This window comes from Bacillus andreraoultii, assembly GCF_001244735.1.
GTDB classification, from domain to species: Bacteria; Bacillota; Bacilli; order Bacillales; family Caldibacillaceae; genus Caldifermentibacillus; species Caldifermentibacillus andreraoultii.
In genome coordinates this window covers 2409659-2432121 of the sequence record NZ_LN868937.1, presented here as the reverse complement: position 1 = coordinate 2432121, position 22463 = coordinate 2409659, and the positions used below count along the sequence as shown (strand labels likewise).

General features: G+C 34.3%; 18 protein-coding genes. 7 read left to right on the top strand and 11 right to left on the bottom strand.

Features of this window, described 5'->3' with window-relative positions:
* Nucleotides 1-11: 11 nt before the first annotated feature.
* The 4 genes from BN2144_RS16850 to BN2144_RS16830 form a co-directional block, all read right to left on the bottom strand.
* Nucleotides 12-1142: a GerAB/ArcD/ProY family transporter gene (locus BN2144_RS16850; protein ID WP_033829384.1), complete on the bottom strand. Its 1131-nt coding sequence runs from the start codon at nucleotides 1140-1142 to the stop codon at nucleotides 12-14.
* 6 nt (nucleotides 1143-1148) lie between these two features.
* Nucleotides 1149-2360: a Ger(x)C family spore germination protein gene (locus BN2144_RS16845; protein WP_033829383.1), complete on the bottom strand. Its 1212-nt coding sequence runs from the start codon at nucleotides 2358-2360 to the stop codon at nucleotides 1149-1151.
* A 10-nt stretch (nucleotides 2361-2370) separates the two neighbouring features.
* Nucleotides 2371-3978 (bottom strand): spore germination protein, encoded by a 1608-nt coding sequence (locus tag BN2144_RS16840; RefSeq protein ID WP_407638048.1) that lies wholly within the window; start codon nucleotides 3976-3978, stop codon nucleotides 2371-2373.
* An 817-nt stretch (nucleotides 3979-4795) separates the two neighbouring features.
* A complete protein-coding gene (locus BN2144_RS16830; RefSeq protein WP_033829382.1) occupies nucleotides 4796-5626 on the bottom strand; it encodes a thermonuclease family protein in 831 nt (276 codons plus the stop codon).
* A gap of 235 nt (nucleotides 5627-5861) precedes the next feature.
* On the opposite strand from BN2144_RS16830, the gene BN2144_RS16825 reads away from it, so the two are divergent.
* Both BN2144_RS16825 and BN2144_RS16820 read left to right on the top strand, forming a co-directional pair.
* The gene (locus BN2144_RS16825) at nucleotides 5862-7439 is read left to right on the top strand and encodes a peptide chain release factor 3 (protein ID WP_033829381.1); all 1578 of its coding nucleotides are present in this window, start codon (nucleotides 5862-5864) and stop codon (nucleotides 7437-7439) included.
* 362 nt (nucleotides 7440-7801) lie between these two features.
* Nucleotides 7802-8605: a TerC family protein gene (locus tag BN2144_RS16820; protein ID WP_033829380.1), complete on the top strand. Its 804-nt coding sequence runs from the start codon at nucleotides 7802-7804 to the stop codon at nucleotides 8603-8605.
* A gap of 29 nt (nucleotides 8606-8634) precedes the next feature.
* On the opposite strand, the gene BN2144_RS16815 is transcribed toward BN2144_RS16820, so the two are convergent.
* The gene (locus BN2144_RS16815; protein WP_230199721.1) at nucleotides 8635-10296 is read right to left on the bottom strand and encodes an IS1182 family transposase; all 1662 of its coding nucleotides are present in this window, start codon (nucleotides 10294-10296) and stop codon (nucleotides 8635-8637) included.
* A 175-nt stretch (nucleotides 10297-10471) separates the two neighbouring features.
* A complete protein-coding gene (locus BN2144_RS16810) occupies nucleotides 10472-10672 on the bottom strand; it encodes an alpha/beta-type small acid-soluble spore protein (protein ID WP_033829379.1) in 201 nt (66 codons plus the stop codon).
* A 187-nt stretch (nucleotides 10673-10859) separates the two neighbouring features.
* On the opposite strand from BN2144_RS16810, the gene BN2144_RS16805 reads away from it, so the two are divergent.
* Nucleotides 10860-12209 (top strand): TrkH family potassium uptake protein, encoded by a 1350-nt coding sequence (locus BN2144_RS16805; protein ID WP_033829378.1) that lies wholly within the window; start codon nucleotides 10860-10862, stop codon nucleotides 12207-12209.
* 161 nt (nucleotides 12210-12370) lie between these two features.
* On the opposite strand, the gene BN2144_RS16800 is transcribed toward BN2144_RS16805, so the two are convergent.
* A complete protein-coding gene (locus BN2144_RS16800) occupies nucleotides 12371-13393 on the bottom strand; it encodes an acyltransferase family protein (protein ID WP_033829377.1) in 1023 nt (340 codons plus the stop codon).
* Nucleotides 13394-13769: 376 nt separating this feature from the next.
* Here BN2144_RS16800 and BN2144_RS16795 point away from each other — a divergent pair, with 376 nt between their 5' ends.
* The gene (locus BN2144_RS16795; RefSeq protein ID WP_050632351.1) at nucleotides 13770-15248 is read left to right on the top strand and encodes a PAS domain-containing sensor histidine kinase; all 1479 of its coding nucleotides are present in this window, start codon (nucleotides 13770-13772) and stop codon (nucleotides 15246-15248) included.
* Nucleotides 15249-15438: 190 nt separating this feature from the next.
* Nucleotides 15439-15684 carry an aspartyl-phosphate phosphatase Spo0E family protein gene (locus BN2144_RS16790; RefSeq protein WP_033829376.1) on the top strand — a complete coding sequence of 82 codons (246 nt, stop codon included), beginning with the start codon at nucleotides 15439-15441 and terminating at the stop codon, nucleotides 15682-15684.
* A 624-nt stretch (nucleotides 15685-16308) separates the two neighbouring features.
* Here BN2144_RS16790 and BN2144_RS16785 read toward each other — a convergent pair.
* A complete protein-coding gene (locus tag BN2144_RS16785) occupies nucleotides 16309-18453 on the bottom strand; it encodes an ATP-dependent Clp protease ATP-binding subunit (RefSeq protein WP_033829375.1) in 2145 nt (714 codons plus the stop codon).
* Between the two features lie 205 nt (nucleotides 18454-18658).
* Between BN2144_RS16785 and BN2144_RS16780 the strand changes: the two genes are divergently transcribed.
* Entirely contained in the window at nucleotides 18659-19672 is a 1014-nt protein-coding gene (locus BN2144_RS16780) for a YkvI family membrane protein (protein WP_326564379.1), read from the top strand.
* 219 nt (nucleotides 19673-19891) lie between these two features.
* On the opposite strand, the gene BN2144_RS16775 is transcribed toward BN2144_RS16780, so the two are convergent.
* Both BN2144_RS16775 and BN2144_RS16770 read right to left on the bottom strand, forming a co-directional pair.
* A complete protein-coding gene (locus tag BN2144_RS16775) occupies nucleotides 19892-20506 on the bottom strand; it encodes a CPBP family intramembrane glutamic endopeptidase (protein ID WP_033829374.1) in 615 nt (204 codons plus the stop codon).
* A gap of 237 nt (nucleotides 20507-20743) precedes the next feature.
* Nucleotides 20744-20923: a YkvS family protein gene (locus BN2144_RS16770; RefSeq protein WP_033829373.1), complete on the bottom strand. Its 180-nt coding sequence runs from the start codon at nucleotides 20921-20923 to the stop codon at nucleotides 20744-20746.
* 170 nt (nucleotides 20924-21093) lie between these two features.
* Here BN2144_RS16770 and BN2144_RS16765 point away from each other — a divergent pair, with 170 nt between their 5' ends.
* Nucleotides 21094-21516, top strand: a complete 423-nt coding sequence (locus BN2144_RS16765; protein ID WP_139017908.1) for a hypothetical protein — start codon at nucleotides 21094-21096, stop codon at nucleotides 21514-21516.
* A gap of 219 nt (nucleotides 21517-21735) precedes the next feature.
* On the opposite strand, the gene BN2144_RS16760 is transcribed toward BN2144_RS16765, so the two are convergent.
* Nucleotides 21736-22350, bottom strand: a complete 615-nt coding sequence (locus BN2144_RS16760) for a CPBP family intramembrane glutamic endopeptidase (protein WP_033829374.1) — start codon at nucleotides 22348-22350, stop codon at nucleotides 21736-21738.
* Nucleotides 22351-22463 lie beyond the last annotated feature (113 nt).

The following is a 22463-nucleotide window of genomic DNA, read 5'->3' as shown; positions in this document are numbered from 1 at the left end:
CCAACAATAACTTAGCTTTTCTGAACAGCCGTTTCCTCTTTCTTTTTACTTTTCTTCTTTCGGTTTCTCAAAAATGCAACACCTAACAACATAATAGGAATTAACACTTGCATTGGTAGATGAAGGTAGATTGGGACAAAATTTAGTCCTTCATTTATATGTTCTTGATAGTTGCTTGCGATTGTAAGCGACAAAAATAAAACGATTAAACCGAATGGATAGGTTATATTTCGATGGTTTTTTATTTTGAATAATTCCGTAGTTGCGATAACGGCCACATAATAAAAGATGACAATTTTAAAGAAGGCACCGATAAAAGCGGCGAAAATAAAAAAGATATCGAGACGCTCAATAAAATTCCCAATGCTAATATATTGTATTGTTGCAAGTAGTGGGAACTCTGATCTCTCTAATAACGGTACTGATAAAACAGCTATATTAATAGCCGAAGTTAGAGCTAAATTAATTCCGCTTAAAAACAGAGCAAAACTACCAAGAAGACGTCCATGTTTTGGGAAATTTAAATAGGGCAGCAGATATGTAAAAGCAATTGCTTCTCCAAAAGGAACAAAAACGGTCTGTTTTGCGACTGTTATGAATATACTATCCCAATTATCTTGAAGGATTGGTTTTAAATTATCCATTTCGATTAAGCTAGAAACAACGATAAGAATAAAGCCAGTAATTGCAAAAAAATACATGAAGGCAAAACTTATTTCACCAGTCCGAGCAATAACTTCAATTCCTTTCTTTATTGCATAGACGCAGAGCATAATCATAATCGCATTCAAGACAAATACAGGAGTTCGATTATAAGCGACTGTTACTAATAACTCACCATAGTCGCGAACGACACGTGCAGTTAAATATGTAAAGTATAATATGTATAGAAACCCAATGATTGATCCGAGATGTTTTCCTAATATCTTCTTAAAATAGGCGGTCGGTAGTTCATTTGGATATAACGTATAGATTTTATAGTTTACATGGAACAATAAAATGCCAAAGAGGGAGCCGATAAAAATCGAAAACCATGCATTTTGTTTTGCCTCCGTCCCTAAAGAAATAACGAGGCTCGTACCCATTTCGAAAAGTAAAATGAGTACGAATAATTGATAACAGCTGAGTTTTGCATTTTCCATGTGTCGTCATTCCTTTTTATCCTCAAATATAAATGGCTTTGAAATTAACCCCGTACGGCGAATAAAACCATTCACTTCAACATCTACATCTAAATACGGAAATATTTTATCTTGCCAATCATTTTCAACTTTTTTCCAATAGTCTTCATCGATATGACTAATTTTATCCCCAAACCCAAATACGTCTGCTTTATGCTTCTGAGCAAACGCAATCGATTCTTGTAGCTCATCATGAATTTCTTTACTCATCGCTTTTTGAATTTTAATGACTTCACTTGATTTCGATAAATCAATAAATGTCGTTGATTCTGTTAAATTTCCTTCGACGTCAACATGAACTTTAATATGTGGTTTATTATTTTTTATATCAGCCTTAATTTTCGCCTTTGTTAAGCTGACTGTTACTCCAATTGCATCCTTTTTATTATTCCAATCAAAATTAACAATGGTTGATTTTAAATTGTTAATAATCCAGTTAATTCCTCGTGCCTCCGTCCCATTTGCCCATGTTATTAGTCGGTCACTATTAAATATACCGATTCCATCTGCATTAAGAGTGGCTAGTGGTTTTGTTGACATTAAATTCGTATCCTCAGCTTTTTTCTCCTCATCTCCTCTAATAACAAATCCATTTATAATTCCTTCACTTCCTTTTGACTGAATGATTGAAACTAATTCGCCAACTGAAATTTGAATACTTTTACCTAATAACATTTCAGAGTAGTCAAGTAGTTTATTCACTTTATTTGCAGGAATTTGATCAACCGGTGTTAATGTACTAAGAATATCCCCAGCTTTTGCGTCTTTTGCAATAACAACGCTTGCTGTTGCGCGAAAATCTGGTGACCGTATTGATAAGTCAAGTATATCGCCAATTCCTTCTCTCGCTACCTCCTCACTAATTACTAAAAGATTTGCATGAGCAAAGTACATTTGTCGTGATACATGTTGCAATGAGTTCCGTGCGGCTTCTAACATATTGTTTCCCTCACTTTGATAAATTGTAACGGGTGGTCCGGTTAATCCACTAGATTGTTGTGTTCCTGATACGTTTCTTTGGTTAATAATTTGAAAGGTCATTTTGTATTTAAGATAATCCCCTTTATCAATTCCGACAGCAGCAACAATTCCAATATCAGTTAGTTCCTTATGATTCCAACACCCAGTTAAAAAGATTGGAATACACAAAAAAAAGAATATGGTAAAGATTTTTCTCATGATGCGTCACCTACGATTTGTTTTCTTCTGGTGGTTGTGGTTTTTGGTTTACTCCCTGCCGCTGAATATTTTTTTGACTGATGAGTTTCGGTCTCGACTTTAATGCCCAAAGTGGAAGGCGTATAACCGTATCCCCCATGTTTTTTATCATTAATGGGGCAAAGGGTGCCATATAGGGAACTCCAAAAGATCTTAAGCTACATAAATGTATAACCATAATCATAAGCCCTGTAATAATTCCATAAAACCCCATTACAGCAGCTAAGGTCATTAATCCGAAGCGAATAATACGAGAAGATATCGCCAAAGAGAATGATGGTGTGGCAAAGTTTGCAATCGCTGTAATTGCAACAACAATAACCATCGCAGGTGAAACAATGCCTGCTTGAATTGCTGCTTGTCCAATAACGAGAGCGCCAACGATGGAAACAGCCTGACCAACCGCTTTTGGCAAACGTACCCCAGCTTCACGTAAAATTTCAAACGTAATTTCCATTAATAAGGCTTCAATATAGGCAGGGAATGGAATTGCTTCCCGCTGTGCGGCAATCGCAATAATTAACATGGTCGGAATCATTTCCTGATGATAGGTTGTAATTGCGACATATGTTGCTGGACCAATTAATGATATAAAGAATATCAAAATTCGTAGGAAACGGATTCCAATCACAATATCAAACCTCGTATAATAATCATCCGTCGCTTGGAAAAATTCTACAAATAAAGCCGGAACCGTTAATACAAAAGGGGAGCCGTCCACCAGTATGGCAATTTTCCCCTCCATTAAATTCGCAGAAACAACATCAGGTCTTTCTGAATGAAAAACGGAAGGGAATGTAGAAAACGTTTGATCTTCAATTAGTTGCTCGATAAAACTAGAATCAGCAATTTGATCGATATCAATTCGTTTTAAACGATTTCTAACTTCTTGGACAATTTTATCGTTAGCGATTCCATTAACATACATGATGCTTACTTCTGTTTGTGTAACTTTACCGATTTTATATGTCTCAAGCCATAAGTTAGGGTTTTTTATTCTTTTTCGTATGAGAGATGTATTTGTGCGAATGGATTCGGTAAATGCCTCTTTTGGACCACGAATAGATACTTCTGTTCCCGGCTCGGAAATTGATCGTTGTTCCCCACCGCGCGTACTCGTTGCGAGAGCCTTCTCATTTCCGTCGATTAAAATAATCGTTTCACCAGATAAAAGTTTGGCGAATAAATCATTCCAATCATAAATAGATGAAACATTGGATATTGGTAATAATTTTTTTTCTAGATAATCAAAAACCATTTCACCGGATGCGTAGTTTTGGAAATTTGAATCGGTTAAAACCATTTGAATGATAAACTGATTAACAGTCTTATCGTCAATCAACCCATCTAACATGACAATTGCCGCTTTTGTTAAGGGATTGTCACTAATATCAATTTGTCTAATAACGATATCTGAACTCCTACCAGTTAACTTTCTTAATGTTTGTAAATTTAAACTTAAGGAAGTTTGTAAATATTCTTTTGATATATCCGTTGCCTGACCGCTTGTATCTTGTGTTTTTGGTTGTTGTTTCTTTTTCTTTTTTGGCTTTCCAAATAATTTAGCCATTATACCCATCACAATACCTCCTAATGATAGGCTTACACGATAGGTTCATTATTTGTAAATTTTGGTTAGATTATGCAAAAAATATATTTATAAAGAAGGAGACTACTGGGGAAATTAAAAGAAATATGATAGTCGGTGATAAAAATGAGGGAATTATTTATTATTATATTGATCTTTATATGTTTAGTAGGATTGTCATTAGGGATAGATCTAATAACGAAAGGGGACATCCGAGAATCTCTTGTTAACGCAATAAATCCGTTTCGTGTCATGGAGTTTCCAGAAATGACCATTATGTTTTTATTCATTATGAGTTACTTTGGACGATATGCTTTGACCTGGATAAAGAAATTCAAAAATAAAATTATGCAAAATATGTGATTCAGGCGAAATTATTTTTACTTGAAAATAATGAAGTAATCTTGAATTATCAAGTTTTGTGCCATACTACCGTTAATTTAATTATGGCAACAAAAAACCGCATATCTAATTTTAAAAAATTTGATGTACGGTTATTAAATATATTTGTTATTTCCTATAAATCAAAATTGTTCAACTTTTTCAAACGACCTTAGTATACAATAACAAATGGTAAAGAATACAAAATCAATATAATCAATTAGAATAACATTAAAGAATGGGTATACTAAAATGACTATAATGAAAGTGAACACCTACATTTTAATAGTAGTACAAGTATTATGATTAGTTAATATTCTTTTGAAATTACTAAAATATACTGAGAGTTATATATAAAATTCTGTAGTTATTCTATAAGGTAGGGCGACTAGCAAGCGGGTGACTAGTCGCTTATTTAGTAACGAGTTTAACGTTGTGACTTTCGGTAACCAGCATTTATTGCTTCTTGCTCCGTGCAAAATAGTTCCTCAGGCTTTGTCACATCATAATATTGACCACTAGGGACGTGATAAATTTTATCACCTTTTGAATTGATATTTCCTTTAATTTTAGGGTTTTTACAGCTAGTTGATGTCGAGGTAGAGTTGTTATTCTTTGAGGATTCGGTGTTTCCCTCTGTCGTTATATACCCTCGGTCCGTTACATAATCTTCTATTGACCAAATACCTAGTTTTTGTTTTTGAGCTTGTTTTTGGATTGCATAGAACTCGTCAACATACCGTGTATTTGGTGGATAAACTGCCACTCTTGCAAGTCCTTTTTTTAGCAACAGTTTATTAATCATTTTTTCATCTATATAAACATACGCTAAAATTCGTCCATATTTATCTCGTTCTTGTACATCAAGTTCCAACTCAACATCTTTACCTGTTAATAATTGCTTAGTAAAGTTAGAAGCTTCTGGACCAAAAGGTTGAACTGGCTTCGTTGGATGTTTTGTTTCAGGTGTATCAACAAGTACTAGGCGAACTCGCTCTTTTTTACCATTTTCGAATTGAACATCGATTGTATCGCCATCCACTACATTGGTGACCTTCCCATTTAAACGATTCACTTGTTGCTTTTCGTCACTTACTTCTTCAGTTTCAGTTTCATCGGTAGTAAAATCCTCTTTTTGCAGAGATGGTTGTGTAACATCTGTACTTTCTTTTGCTTTTTCTACCGTTGTCACATGATCTTGTTCAGTGCATCCAAATAGTACAAAAACGAACGCAATTAGTAATAATAACTTCCGCATAAAACTACTCCTTTTTTAATGATAATTATAATATATTTATATTAACATAAGGAACGAACTGGAGTTAAGACGAGTATTCATTGCATACATTGGAGTATCTAGAAAAGAAAGTTTCGGGAAATCATTGCATTATCTTCAATTGAAAGGTAATATTTTTTTGTATGAAAAAATTTATGTGCAAATTCTTTATATAGAAATAGTTATTTTGAGATTGTATATAGGAAGGACAGAATATATGGAAAAACAATTTATAGATGAAGTGAAATCACGGCGAACTTTTGGAATTATTTCCCATCCAGATGCAGGGAAGACAACATTAACGGAAAAACTACTCTTGTTCGGTGGTGCGATTCGCGATGCAGGAACTGTAAAAGGGAAAAAAACGGGGAAATTTGCAACAAGTGACTGGATGGAAATTGAAAAACAACGTGGGATTTCGGTCACATCGAGTGTTATGCAATTTGACTATCATGGTTTCCGAGTAAATATATTAGATACACCAGGGCATGAAGATTTCAGTGAAGATACGTATCGTACATTAACTGCTGTAGATAGCGCGGTCATGGTGATTGACTCAGCAAAAGGGATTGAACCCCAAACAATAAAGCTGTTTAAAGTTTGTAAAATGCGTGGTATTCCAATTTTTACGTTTATTAATAAAATGGACCGTGTTGGGAAAATGCCTTTAGAATTAATTGCTGAGTTAGAAGAAGTTTTGGAAATTGATGCATACCCAATGAATTGGCCGATTGGAATGGGTAAAGAGTTTCTAGGTATTTATGACCGGTTTTATAACCGTATTGAGCAATTTCGTGTCGATGAAGACCACCGTTTTTTACCTTTGGACGACAAGGGTGAATTGGCAATTGAACATGAAATAAAACAATCGAGTTTATATGATCAAGTGTTAGAAGAAGTCGAATTATTAAATGAAGCAGGGAATGAGTTTTCAGAGGAAAAAGTCTTAGATGGTACGTTAACACCTGTGTTTTTTGGAAGTGCATTAACGACATTTGGTGTGCAGACCTTTCTAGAAACATATTTAAAATTTGCACCACAACCACAACCACGGCACTCTGATCAAGGTTTTGTTGAACCTATAAACGAATCGTTTTCTGGGTTTGTATTTAAAATTCAAGCGAATATGAACCCTGCTCACCGAGACCGTATTGCTTTCGTTCGAGTTTGTTCAGGGAAATTCGAGCGGGGAATGACAGTAACTTTGGCTCGGACGGGAAAATCAATCAAGTTATCCCAGTCAACACAATTTTTAGCAGATGATCGGAGTACAGTTGAAGAAGCAGTTAGTGGAGACATTATTGGATTGTATGATACGGGAACATATCAAATAGGAGACACGCTTTTAGAAGGTAAACCAATTTTTCATTATGATTCACTACCACAATTTACACCTGAACTATTTGTCCGTGTTAGCGCAAAAAATGTTATGAAGCAAAAGCAATTCCATAAAGGGATCAACCAACTTGTTCAAGAAGGTGCCATTCAATTATATAAAACAAAATTTGAAGATTATATTCTTGGTGCGGTTGGTCAACTACAATTTGAGGTTTTTGTCCACCGAATGAAAAACGAATACAATGTAGATGTAATCATGGAACAAATGGGTTCAAAAGTTGTACGTTGGATAGAAGGGGATACGGTTGATGAGAGTTTGAACAGTACACGTAGTATGATTGTGAAAGACCGATATGACCGGAATGTTTTCTTGTTTGAAAATGATTTTGCTCTTCGTTGGTTTCAAGATAAAAATCCAGATGTAAAATTATATAATCCAATGGATGATGAGCACTAAAGGGAAACAAAAGAAAAGCAAAACGCGATTCGTCAATAAATTCGAATCGATATTGTTATTTATTTATTTTAGCTAAAAAATTGTTGCAACAATAGTAAGTTCCACTTATAATTAAATTACAAATTATTTTTTGGAAATGGAACTACATATACTCTTTTCCTGTAAAGGGGAGTAGCGTTAAGGGAAATCCTGAAACAAAGTCGTCATTCCGTGGTAATCCACCGGCTTTGTTGGCATGTATATTGTGCTACGCAAGACCTTTGCTGACTTATTCTATAGTTGGCAAAGGTCTTTTTATGTTTCCAACAATTTTTTGTACAAATAAAAAATTGAAAGAGCATACTAATGATGGAGGAGATAAAATGGATATTTCGATTTTATTGGAATATGGTTGGGTTTTACTTGTTCTTGTTGGATTAGAAGGAATTTTAGCTGCAGACAATGCGGTTGTTATGGCAGTAATGGTAAAGCATTTACCGAAAGAACAACAAAAGAAGGCGCTGTTCTATGGTTTAATTGGTGCCTTTATTTTTCGCTTTGCCACTTTATTCCTTATTTCCTTTTTAGTTGATGTTTGGCAAGTACAGGCAATAGGTGCTTTATACTTATTGTTTATTATGATTCATCATTTTGTTAAAAAACATCAAGCTATGGATAATGTTAAAGTTAAAAAGGTAGAAAAACAAAGTGGATTTTGGGGTACGGTTTTAAAGGTTGAATTAGCTGATATCGCCTTTGCTATCGACTCCATGCTAGCAGCAGTCGCATTAGCCGTTACATTAAGACCGGTTGGGGAATTTACGATTGGCGGTATTAACGGAGGTCAATTTTTAGTTATGTTCCTAGGTGGTCTCATTGGTCTCGTTATTATGCGATTTGCTGCCACATGGTTTGTTAAGTTGCTCAACCAGTATCCAACTCTTGAAGATGCCGCATTCTTAATTGTTGGTTGGGTTGGAGTCAAACTTGCGGTTTATACGTTAGCCCACCCGAATGTAAGTATACTAAACGAACATTTTCCTGAATCTACTCCATGGAAAATCACATTTTGGGTTGTTCTTATCGGATTAGCAGTTGGTGGTTATCTTGTTTCTAAGAAAAAGGGGAGCGTACCAGAAGGAAACAAGGAAAAGACAAAAGTTGATCACGAATCAAAAGCAAACTAATATAGCAAAAAAAAGAGGCTGGGACATAACTAGCCAAAAGTAGTATATAAAAAGGTTCCAGGCAATAAAAAATTTGCTTGGAACCTTTTTTGTGGGGTTTTTCCATTTCTCGTCACTATTTTACCGCTGATGGCGGTGACTTTTCTCATATTCACCGCCATCAACGCAAAGGCTAATTCATTTTTCACTTTCTGTTTTCCTCTGACGGAAAAACGAGTGAAACCTAAATTAGCCTTCAGAAAACCGAACGCTGGTTCTACATCAATTTTACGTTTTCCGTAAATTTCACCAGTTTTCTCGTCTGAAAGCTTCGTACGTACATATTCTTTTTGGGACTCCCACTTTTCATTCATGTAGACTTTTCGGTTGTTCCCTTCTTTTGCTTTCGTGCATAAATCGCGGAGTGGACAATCCGAACAGTCCTCACACTCGTACACTTTAAATTCACGGGTGAATCCGTACCTGTCTGTTCGTTTGGAATGATGGCTAAATCGTACTTTCCGACCATTTGGGCACAGAAAAGTATCTTCGTCCTCATTATATTCCCAATTATCTACATGAAAAGCGTTGTCCTTATGCTTCTTTTTCTTCTCCTTTCGATATTGATTGTATGTAATAAGTGGCGTTCGATTTCGATTCTCGATGATATCTTCATAATTCTGTTCGCTACCATATCCTGCATCCGCGACAATGAATTCCGGAAGCTCGAAAAAGTTTTCTTCAATCGTGTCGAGAAAAGGAATTAAAGTGCGTGTATCGGTCGGGTTTGGGAAAACATCGTAAGCGAGCACATATTGACCTTCCGTCGCAATTTGGACATTGTAACCAGCTTTCAATTGACCGTTCTTCATGTAGTCGTCCTTCATGCGCATAAACGTCGCATCTGGGTCCGTCTTTGAGTAACTATTGCGATCACCGAAAATCTCCATATCGTTTTGATACTTTTGTTTGCGAGTAATGTAATCCATCCATTGCTTCCGAGATTGTATGGGTAATTTGCGTTCGGAACGGAGCTTTTTCCGTTCACTCCCAACTTCAGATACTTCAATCTTTTTATTATATTCCTCGATTTTCTCGTCTAACTTTTCGACTACTTCTTCCATTTCTTTGACGGAAAGTTCCTCTTCCTTTTCTCGCTCTATTGCTGGGATGATCTCCTTCTCTAGCAGCTCATCATACAGTTGATTGGACTTTTCAATTAGCTTATCACTATATCTTTCAATGGACTTCCGCCATACAAAGGTGAACTTATTTGCGTTTGCTTCAATTTTTGTACCATCAATAAAAATGGCTTCCTCTTCAATCAATTCCTTTTCCACGAGCTGATTTCGGAACTGGACAAAGCATTCACGTAGGATGTTTTCAATGAGTGGATTAGAACGGAAGCGATTGATGGTGCGATAGCTAGGTTCATGTCCTTGAGCTAGCCACATCATGCGGATACTATCCTGTAATAAAGCTTCTATTTTACGGCCGGAAAACACGGATTGCGTATATCCACACAAAATGACTTTCAACATCATACGAGGATGATACGCGGGACGGCCGGTTTGTCGTATGAAGTCCTCGAAAGCTTCTTCGGGAATACTCTCGACAAGATCATTGATCGCAAAAGCAATATCGTTTTCTTTCAACTTAATTTCTAAATTTAGCGGTAAAACTACTTGATTCATGTTATAATGTTTAAACATAAGGGCACCTCCAAAATTATTGTTTCGTCACTTTAATTTTATCAAAAGGTGCCCTTTTTGTTTACTAGAATTGTGACAAAAAAGGCGTTGGGTCTACACTTTTTAGTGTAAGCTCCAACGCCTTAATTTTTATTTTACTGGAGTTTTGTCCCAGCCTCCTTAAACAATCCATAATTTATTCACTTTTTTGATTTGTAAATTGTGCTTGTGCTTGTTGAACAAGGCGTTTTGTTATTTCTCCACCAACTGAGCCATTTGCTCGTGATACAGTATTACCACCTAATTGTACACCAAATTCCTCAGCAATTTCATATTTCACTTGATCAAGATATTGTTCTACACCTGGAACTAACAAGTTATTTGATGAACGAGCCATCATTTTCACCACCTTTTATATTGGTATGTTTTTAGTATGGTTCGTTCGGGTGAAATCATTTATGGCAAGTTTTGACTAGATTTACAAACTCCGATAAAATAAAGTGATTAATAAAATATTTTTTGATAATTAGGAAGTACATAGAAAGAGAAGGATTCATTTTTTATTTTTGAAAGGAATTTCATATATGTGGGAAAAACTCAAGAAATTTATCGACAAGCTCAAGCCAGCACAACTAATTGTTAGTTATTATATTATTGTCGTAACCATCTCCACACTACTTTTATGCTTACCTGTTGCAATAAAAAAGGGTGCTGACTGGACATTAATGGACGCAGTATTTACAGCAGTAAGTGCCGTGAGTGTGACAGGACTGACAACAGTCAATTTTTCTGAAACATTTACTACTACCGGTTTATTTATTCTCATTTTCGTATTACAAATCGGTGGTGTAGGAATTATGGCATTGGGAACTTTTTTTTGGATTGTATTTAAAAGAAAAATCGGTCTTCGAGAAAGGCGCTTAATTATGACCGATCAAAATCAAACGAATTTATCAGGTCTTGTTAATTTATTAAAGCAATTATTAGTTGTTTTTATTTTCATTGAACTCGCTGGAGCACTTATTCTAGGTACATATTTTTTACATTATTTTTCAACATGGCAAGATGCCTATCTACATGGGTTATTTGCTTCCGTTACCGCAACAACAAATGCAGGATTTGATATTACTGGTGCATCATTAATCCCTTATGCTAACGATTATTTTATTCAATTTATCCATATGATTTTAATTACTTTAGGGGCCATTGGTTTTCCTGTTTTAATTGAGGTGAAAAATTTCTTTAAAAGAAAGGGGGAACTGTTTCATTTCACACTTTATACAAAAATTACTACACTCATATACTTTATTTTAGTCATTACGGGTGGAATTATTTTTATTTTATTTGAAATAAATCACTTTTTTGTTGGTAAGTCTTGGCATGAGTCATTCTTTTATGCGTTTTTCCAATCTGTTTCAACAAGAAGTGGTGGCTTAGTGACGTTAGATTTAACTCAGTTATCTGAAGCGACATTATTATTATTAAGTGGGCTTATGTTTATTGGAGCGTCACCAAGTTCAGTCGGTGGTGGAATTCGAACAACTACCTTTGCCATAAGTTTATTGTTCCTTTACAATTTTTCGAGAGGTAACCGAACAATAAAATTATTTAAGCGTGAAGTACATGAAGATGATATTATGAAAGCATTTGTTGTATCCATCTTTGGAGTCATTGTTTGTTTTGTCAGTGTGATGATTCTTTGTGTTACCGAAGATCTTCCTTTAATGTCACTCGTTTTTGAAGTTTGTTCAGCGTTTGGCACATCAGGAATGTCATTAGGTATTACAGCTGATTTATCGAATTTTGGAAAAATCATTATTATGCTCCTCATGTTTATTGGTAGGGTAGGAATCCTAACTTTTATTTTTATGATAGGTGGTAAGGAGAAAAAAGAAAACTTCCACTATCCGAAAGAACGGATTATCATCGGGTAAAATAAGAAAATAAGAGTCTAGCTAAATTCGCTAGGCTCTTTCTAGTGATTAATGAAGAACTTAGAAGAGGCCCTGAATTTATAGGAAAATCATCTTACACATGCTCTTTTGAATGGAAAAGGCAGCTTTTATGTTTAAGTTGCCTAATCATCTCCGTTCATTTAGGAAAATAATCGTTGGTTAAATTGCTTGAATAACCTTTGCCAATACACAGTTTTTAACTCAATCATTGGTTGTGCTATCGTACGTATACATTTACTTGATAGTAAAAGAGTTAAACAAAGGGCGAGAACCGCTAAAATCCATAATGAATGATTTTCAGCAATCCATGTTTCAAAACGTGAGCCTCTAAAGTATTTCACGACAAAACCATGTAATAAGTAAATATATAATGTGTATTTACCAATTTTTGTAAAGAAAAATTTCTGCTTTGGTACGAGTGCCCAAAAACTGAATACCATGATAAAACTAATCCCATAGATAAATAATCTTTGGAGCCATGAAAACATAAAATTGTTATCTAATTGACTATAAGGATTTGATCCAAATAACCATTCAAAGTCCATCGTAGGAAAGCTATAAAAATAAATAAAAATTGTTAAGATGATAATGGTTGAGGACATCATGGTTTTTTTCGCTTTTAAATGTTGAAAGTGTTCGCGTTGCAAAAAGTAACCTAAGAGAAAAAATGGGAAAAATACGAATGTCCTCGATAAACTTAAGTACGTATCAATCGAGTCAATGTAACCAATTAAAACACCGATTATAATTGAAAAAATAAAACTAGTGACTGGATGTAGTTTTGTAAATAACGGCAATAATAGGTGCCAACAAAACAAGCTTATTAAAAACCATAAGGACCATTCTGGGTCAAAAATATTAACTGAAAACTGGGATTCATCGAGTAAAAAGTAATAATAGACTGAATAAATGATTTGGAAAATGAAGTAAGGAATAAGTAATTTCTTCATTAATTTTAAAAGATAACCTTTTTCATAATAGCCCTTTGCAAAATGTCCAGATACTAAAATAAAGGCGGGCATATGAAAAGAATAAATGGTTTTGTAAATAGCGTATAGTAATTCATGTTCTGCAATAAATGAGCGAATTAAGTGACCAAAGACAACGAAAAAAATTAATAGGAATTTTCCATTATCAAAGTAAAAATCACGTTGTTTTTCCATTGAAAAAGCCTCCTATTTAAGTAGAGCTTTGTTTAGCCAGTCGGAAAGTATAAATTTTCCAATTCTGCTTTCCTATACGCTTAAGCTAAAACTACGGCTCTTGGTTGCCTGTGGGCTCGGGCGCCCGAGTTGTCTATATGGAAAAAACAAGAAAAGTTAGTTCCTCTCCATTTATTTTTCTCCTATAAGAATTTATCAATAATATATTATATATTCTTTATCAGATGTGATAAATAGGGAGTATATTACTTTTAATGAAAAATTATTCTACCTGTAAGGAGAACTTAATTATCGAAAATTTCCAGTAAAAATGGTAATAATAGAGGAGTTTCGCCTATGTTTGTCGAATTTTCCTATTGATTAGGGGGGGAGTAGTTTGTTTATACCGGGTCAAGAGTCCTCTTATAAGGATCGTGAAATGGAAAGTAAGTTAGAGCACTTACAATTATTTTCAAATATTTTTAATCAAGTTATTGACGGTTTAATAACTTTCGACAAACATGGTACAATCGTCCATGCAAATCCGGCGTTTTGTAAATTATTGCAAATGACTAAAGAACAAATTGTTGGTATGCATTTGTCCTCATTAATCCCTGAGGAAAATATCGAGGAACACTTAACTTATTGGGAGATTCTTAAAAGTAATGGGAGATTTTTTGGAGAGGTAAGATTTAAAGGAAATAATCAAATTAAGACTTTTGAAATGTCCACAAGTTCAGAAGTATATAATGGGTTATATATGTCGATATTACGTGATATTACTGAAAAAAGGGAAATGGAACAAAAATTAATCGATAGTGAGCGTAAATTTCGCAAAATATTTGATGGTTCATTAGAAGGAATGATGTTGTGGAAAATGAATGAACAAGATGAGGGTGAACCGATAAACATTATTGAATTAAACCAAGCGGCAAAAACGCTTTTTTCAATAACAAATGATACAAATTACACGCATCAACTGCATAAATTTAAGATTCATTATAATGATGAGGAATACTCACTTTTACAGAGTATAAAAGAGCTACTGAATGAAACTGAAGCCACAACTTTTGAAGTTATTTACCCTGACGGACGAAAGAAAATTGTTGAAGTGGACTCAAAAAAAAATATTATAACAGATACAAACTTAACGCTCTTTCGTAATGTGACAGAAAAATTGAAAATGGAAGAACAGCTTCGTAAAACGGAGATGCTCAATGTACTTGGGGAGTTGGCTGCTGGAATTGCTCATGAAATTCGTAATCCTCTTACTTCATTAAAAGGTTTTATTCAGTTGTTACACGGAGAAATTACGGGCTATTCGATGTATTTTAATATTATTATGGCTGAATTAGAAAGAATCGAATCAATTGTAAATGAATTTCTCGTACTTGCTAAGCCACAAGCGGTACAGTATATAAATGCCAATATTGTGAAGATCATGAAGGAAACCATCGATTTACTGCACGCCCAGGCCATTATGGATAATATTGAAATTATTACTGAATTAAAAAAGGAACATATTCTATTTTATTGTGAACCAAATCAAATTAAACAAGTCTTTATTAATATAGTTAAAAATGCTATTGAAGTTTCTGGAAAGGGAAGTAAGATTTTAATTTCAATGACTGTTGATAATGACAATATTCGAGTAACAATTACAGACCAAGGCGAGGGCATACCAGAAGAAAAATTAAAACGACTTGGAGAACCTTTTTATACAACAAAAGAGCGGGGAACGGGTCTTGGATTAATGGTAAGTTATAAAATCATAAAGCAACATGGAGGAAAAATTGAAGTTGAAAGTGAAATTGGAAAAGGCAGTACCTTCCATATATTGTTACCAATAAAAACACCAGTAAATGATGATGAATAAAAAATAGCTATTCGTACTTTGACTAACGTTTCGTTTATGTTCCAGCCATTGAAATTATGGCGACTTTTTGACAAAACGTGAATATTTTGTCTACTTTTGACGATTCCCTTTACATTATGTAGTAATTTTGGTTAAATGACTAAGGAGTTTATTTTTACTGGATGAGAGGATAAAGTGGGAGGATTAAAAAGTGAATACAGAAATGAACAAACTTGAGATGGAAGAACTAATCAAACAGAAACGTGAGCAAATGATCCAGATAGCACAGGAATATGGCTTTACGAGTGAAAAGACATTAAAATCAAGCCAAGAACTAGATAACCTTTTAAATAAATATCAACGTTTTTTTCGAAAGCCTAAAATAAGGGAGTGTCCAGCCTTCTATAGTTTCATGTATAATGAAGCAGCAAGCATTGCAACTGTATCTGTATCTTAAAAATTTTAAAATGAATTGTTTACTTTTCGAAATCATCCTGTAATAGGATGTTTTTTTTTTCAATAACTAATGCTTTAAGAATTTGGTGTCTGATAGAACATGGGATTTCGCAAACATACAATTTTGATAAAATAGCCTTTTTTAATAAGAAATCATGTCTCTTTCAATTTTTTCAGTTGGATTAACGGGCGAGTGATCTTGGGGGCAAAGTAGGTGCCCAAATTAAGGGGGATGGACCGCTCAAGGACAAAACGAACACGCAAACAAGCAGAAATTTCCTAGATGAGGGTTCTCAAGGAAAAAAATAGGAAGAATGCGATGATAGCAGCAAAAAGGCGGGTAAATACTCCCGCCCCCCATTAAAATTAAAAAGTCCATGTTATATAATTGTTAATGAATTCATAATGCTTTCTTAAACATGATCCCGCCTTGATTAGCAATTACTCATAATAGATACTATAATAATTTAAAATAGTAAAGCAGTTAATCTGCAACATAAATCTAGTGAAACGTAATTATATATATGTTGCCTCACCATTCTTACCATAAAAAAGGGTATCGAGAAGTTATGTCGACAACTTTCCGATACCCTATGCTTCACCCGATTATTAGATTAGAATCATATTACTCTGCTTCAATTACATGAATTTCGCCGTTTACCAATCTTGCTTGTAGTTTTTCTACATCTGGATGGTCTAATACATAGTCGGCGATTTTATCTTCTAACTGTTCTTGAATTGTTCGACGTAAAGGTCTGGCACCGAACGCTGGATTATAGCCTAAGTCAACTAGTTTTTCCTTAACAGCAGAGTCTACATGAATTGTTTTATTTTCGTCACGTAATTGATCATTTACTTCTTTCAGCATTAGATCAACAATATGCATTAAATGTTCTTTTTCTAGTGATTTAAATTGAACGATGCTGTCAAAACGATTAAGAAACTCTGGTTTAAAGTAATTTCGTAATTGGTCGAGTACTGATGATTCATCAGCTTCATCTGATGCACCGAAACCGACACGAATATCTTTTATATGTTGTCCTGCATTACTTGTCATGATAATAACGGTGTCTTTAAAGCTGACGGTTCTTCCTTGACTGTCAGTTAAACGGCCATCATCTAAAATTTGTAAGAACATGTGTAAAACATCAGGGTGAGCTTTTTCGACTTCATCCAATAAAATTAAGCTATACGGATTTCTACGTACTTTTTCTGTTAATTGCCCAGCTTCTTCATGACCTACATATCCTGGGGGTGAACCAATTAATTTTGAAACACTATGTTTTTCCATGTACTCACTCATGTCGAGTCGAATCATTGCATCTCGTGTACCAAATAACTCTTCAGCAAGTGTTTTTGCAAGCTCTGTTTTTCCGACACCAGTTGGACCTACGAATAAGAAGGAGCCAATTGGACGGTTTTTTGCTTTTAAACCGGCACGACTTCGACGAATTGCTTTTGCAACTTGTTGTACAGCTTCGTTTTGCCCGATAACTTTCGAATTTAAGGTGTCCGCGATGTTTTTTAACCTTAGTTGTTCATCTGCTTGGATTTTGCCAACGGGAATGCCAGTCTTCTCTTCTACAATTTGTTGAATTAAATCAACATTTACGATTGGTGTCGTTGCTTCTTTTACTACTCCGCGTTCTTTTTCCAATGTTTGTTCTTCATCGCGAAGTTTTGCAGCGAGTTCATAGTTTTCAGCTTGTAGAGCTTTTCTTTTTTCTTCAGCAATTTGACTTAATCGTTTTTCAATATATGCTGGAGTTAGTGTTTTTGATGCTAGATTCATTTTAGAACCAGCTTCATCTAACAAATCAATTGCTTTATCAGGTAAGTAACGGTCTTGAATGTATCGGTGTGAAAGTGTTACACAAGCGCGAACTGCTTCATCTGTAAATTTTACTTGATGATACTCTTCATATTTCGCTCTTAGACCCATCAAAATTGTTGTAGCTTCGTCGACTGTTGGTTCATGAACTTGAACAGGTTGGAATCTTCGTTCAAGGGCAGCGTCTTTTTCTATTTGGCGATATTCTTTCAATGTTGTCGCGCCAATTAATTGAAATTCACCACGAGCAAGTGCTGGTTTTAAAATGTTCCCGGCGTCCATTGAACCTTCCGCAGAACCAGCCCCAACAATTAAATGAATCTCATCAATGAAGAGGATAACATCTGTCCGTTGTTGCAATTCAGCGATTAATTGTTTCATTCTTTCTTCAAATTGACCGCGAATACCCGTGTTTGCCACAAGTGAAGCTACATCTAACAAATAAACTTGTTTTCCTTTTAATTTCATTGGAACATCACCTGTCGAGATTTTAAGAGCTAATCCTTCGACAACAGCAGTCTTACCAACCCCAGGCTCACCAATCAACACAGGATTATTTTTATTCCGACGGTTCAATATTTCAATGACTTTCTTTATTTCATCATCTCGACCAATTACTGGATCAATTTTTCCATTTTGTGCTTCTATTGTTAAGTTTTTACCATATTGATCTAGAAAGCCTCCACGACCTCCAGAACTTTGGACTGTTTGTGTTTTTACTCCGTTTTGATTATTGAAGATATTATCGAATGGAGAGGCACCACCAAACATTTCATAAAGTGGGTTTGTATTCCCCATAAAGTTCTTCAATGAGTTTCCAAATTTTTCTTGTTCTTCTTTATAACAGGTTTGACATAATGCATATTCGGTTTGTTGTCCATTAATGTACATTTGTAAATGAATGTTGGCTTCGTTTTTATGACATTTTTGACATAACATATATAAAACCTCCTTCAAGTGATAAGGTTTGAACAATTGTCTTTTTATTTGACCTTGACTATCTTTGACCTTCTGACTTTATTATAGTTTGACCTTCTTTGACTTTCAAGTATTTTGATCAAAAAATCTTTAACAAATTTTGAAAAAGGTTCCACCGTTCTTTCCTTGTCCACCCTTGCATAAGATGAAGGGAGGAGGGAGTATATTGGATTGGAAAAAGTCATTTCAATTAGCCTCTGTCTATGTTGGAACAATTGTTGGGGCTGGTTTTGCAACGGGAAAAGAAATTGTTGAATTTTTTTCCCAATACGGATTTATGGGGCTAATGGGAATTATCATTTCAGGTCTCTGTTTTATCGGCTTTGGTGTAAAAATTATGATACTATCAATCCGCTTACATGCAAAAAGTTTTCATCAATTAAATGTACATATTTTTGGTTCTTACGCCACCCCTATTATTAATGTCATTATGTGTGTCATGTTAATTGGCGTGACCTCGGTCATGCTAAGTGGAGCTGGAAGTGTATTTCAAGAACATTTACAGTTACCTAAAGTGACTGGTATTCTCATTACTATTTTTTTGGCGTTAATTGTACTTATTGTTGGGACAAGGGGGCTCGTTTTCGTAAATACGCTTGTCGTTCCCATATTAATTTGCTTTAGTTTACTGCTAGCCTATCTTTCTTTTCAATTACCTGATTTTGGGAAAAATGTACTTGAGGGAACCGAATTTCAATGGAGAGCTGTAATTAATAGCTTTGCTTATGCAGCCTTTAATATTTCACTAACAACAGCTGTGATTGTTCCTGCTGCTGTAGAGATTGGAGATGAACGGACGGTAAAGATGGGGGGAGTATTAGGTGGACTTGCTTTAACAATTGTATTAATCGCAAGTCATTTAACCCTTGTTCAATTACCTTTACTTACTAGTTATCAAATTCCAATGGCAGTTATGATGAATGAATTAGCTCATTATTTACACTTCCTATTTATTATTGTTATTTATGGTGAAATATTTACATCAGTGATTGGAAATATATATGGATTAGAACGATTTGTGAAAAAGAAACTTTCAATTCATTCATTGTTTATTGGAATCGGTATTCTTTCAATTGCATTTTTTATTAGTCAAATTGATTATGGAACATTATTATCGGTTTTATATCCTTTATTTGGTTATATTAGTCTTATTTTTCTACTGTTATTATTTGTCCGGTAGAAAAAAGGTGCCCTTCTAACCAATATTATTTTGGATGAAGGACACCTTTTTCATTTTTTTAGCTAATAGGTAAGTATAAATCTTCAATTTCTTCTTTTCTATACGCATTAGCGCACAAGAAAGGCTTCGAGCGTTGCATCAAAACCGAAAAACTCTCTTTCTTATCAAGCGAACTCTAGACTCTTTGGTTGCCTAAAGGCTTGAGACCCTGAGTTTTCTTTATCTAAGTGGAAGGAATACGAATAATAATAAATCAAAGGTTAAATGAGAAATAACGACAAGCGGTAAACTTCTTTTCCATGCATAAAGATATCCCCAGATGATTCCTCCAATGAAAGCTGCAAAAAATAAGACGACAAAACCGGAGTATAACTGAACGATTGCATATAATAATGCAGAAACGATAATACTTGGCCAAATTGCATTATTAGCTAATAATCGCTTTAAAATAAAACCTCTCCAGAAGAACTCTTCTCCGGGTACTAAAATGAGAACTAACACAATAAAATGCCAAATTGCTGATGGTGAATAAAGCTTATATAAGGAAGTTACTTGTCTTTCAAAATAAGATAGATGTATCCATCTTATGAACGTATCGCCTAACCAAAATAATCCATAAACTATTGCACCTGAGAGGATACCGTATAGTAAATATCGTCCAACTGACAATCGATCTTCCATATCTTCATTTAGAATAGAGTAAGCGATTAAAAACAACATCGATCCTGTTAAAATATACCAAAAAACTTTCGTCTGATTGAAGGCGAAGAAAATTAATATATGGGCTATGACAAGTCCCAATAAAAATTTCCATTCAATGAACGTTTTTTTCATCTATTACTGTACTCCTTTCAAACATATGTATATTTTAACATAAATTCTGAAAGAGGCAAAAATGAATATACGAATATAGTAGTTGAAAAATATGTAGATGAGTACAGAGGGAGGGAGATAAAACGGAAAGTAACCGTTTACATCTCCGTGAACAAAAATAGCTTACATATTACTACAGGAGTTCATGTGGGGGGATGGGTACTAATAGTAAGAATTAGAGAGATTTTAATATGACAATTAATCTTCAATTATTGTATAATTTTTATGATTAACAACGGTTCTTTCATCTAAATCCATATCTCGAAAATTCTTCATATATGTTAGATTCACAATGACGGAGTTTTCATTCACTTTTTCAACAATTCCTTTCATTCCGTCTTTGAATTCGATTACATTTCCAATTGAAGCTTTACGCATTGTACATCTCTCCTTTTGTATATATAATTAATACTTAGTTTGCACTNGCCTATCTTTCTTTTCAATTACCTGATTTTGGGAAAAATGTACTTGAGGGAACCGAATTTCAATGGAGAGCTGTAATTAATAGCTTTGCTTATGCAGCCTTTAATATTTCACTAACAACAGCTGTGATTGTTCCTGCTGCTGTAGAGATTGGAGATGAACGGACGGTAAAGATGGGGGGAGTATTAGGTGGACTTGCTTTAACAATTGTATTAATCGCAAGTCATTTAACCCTTGTTCAATTACCTTTACTTACTAGTTATCAAATTCCAATGGCAGTTATGATGAATGAATTAGCTCATTATTTACACTTCCTATTTATTATTGTTATTTATGGTGAAATATTTACATCAGTGATTGGAAATATATATGGATTAGAACGATTTGTGAAAAAGAAACTTTCAATTCATTCATTGTTTATTGGAATCGGTATTCTTTCAATTGCATTTTTTATTAGTCAAATTGATTATGGAACATTATTATCGGTTTTATATCCTTTATTTGGTTATATTAGTCTTATTTTTCTACTGTTATTATTTGTCCGGTAGAAAAAAGGTGCCCTTCTAACCAATATTATTTTGGATGAAGGACACCTTTTTCATTTTTTTAGCTAATAGGTAAGTATAAATCTTCAATTTCTTCTTTTCTATACGCATTAGCGCACAAGAAAGGCTTCGAGCGTTGCATCAAAACCGAAAAACTCTCTTTCTTATCAAGCGAACTCTAGACTCTTTGGTTGCCTAAAGGCTTGAGACCCTGAGTTTTCTTTATCTAAGTGGAAGGAATACGAATAATAATAAATCAAAGGTTAAATGAGAAATAACGACAAGCGGTAAACTTCTTTTCCATGCATAAAGATATCCCCAGATGATTCCTCCAATGAAAGCTGCAAAAAATAAGACGACAAAACCGGAGTATAACTGAACGATTGCATATAATAATGCAGAAACGATAATACTTGGCCAAATTGCATTATTAGCTAATAATCGCTTTAAAATAAAACCTCTCCAGAAGAACTCTTCTCCGGGTACTAAAATGAGAACTAACACAATAAAATGCCAAATTGCTGATGGTGAATAAAGCTTATATAAGGAAGTTACTTGTCTTTCAAAATAAGATAGATGTATCCATCTTATGAACGTATCGCCTAACCAAAATAATCCATAAACTATTGCACCTGAGAGGATACCGTATAGTAAATATCGTCCAACTGACAATCGATCTTCCATATCTTCATTTAGAATAGAGTAAGCGATTAAAAACAACATCGATCCTGTTAAAATATACCAAAAAACTTTCGTCTGATTGAAGGCGAAGAAAATTAATATATGGGCTATGACAAGTCCCAATAAAAATTTCCATTCAATGAACGTTTTTTTCATCTATTACTGTACTCCTTTCAAACATATGTATATTTTAACATAAATTCTGAAAGAGGCAAAAATGAATATACGAATATAGTAGTTGAAAAATATGTAGATGAGTACAGAGGGAG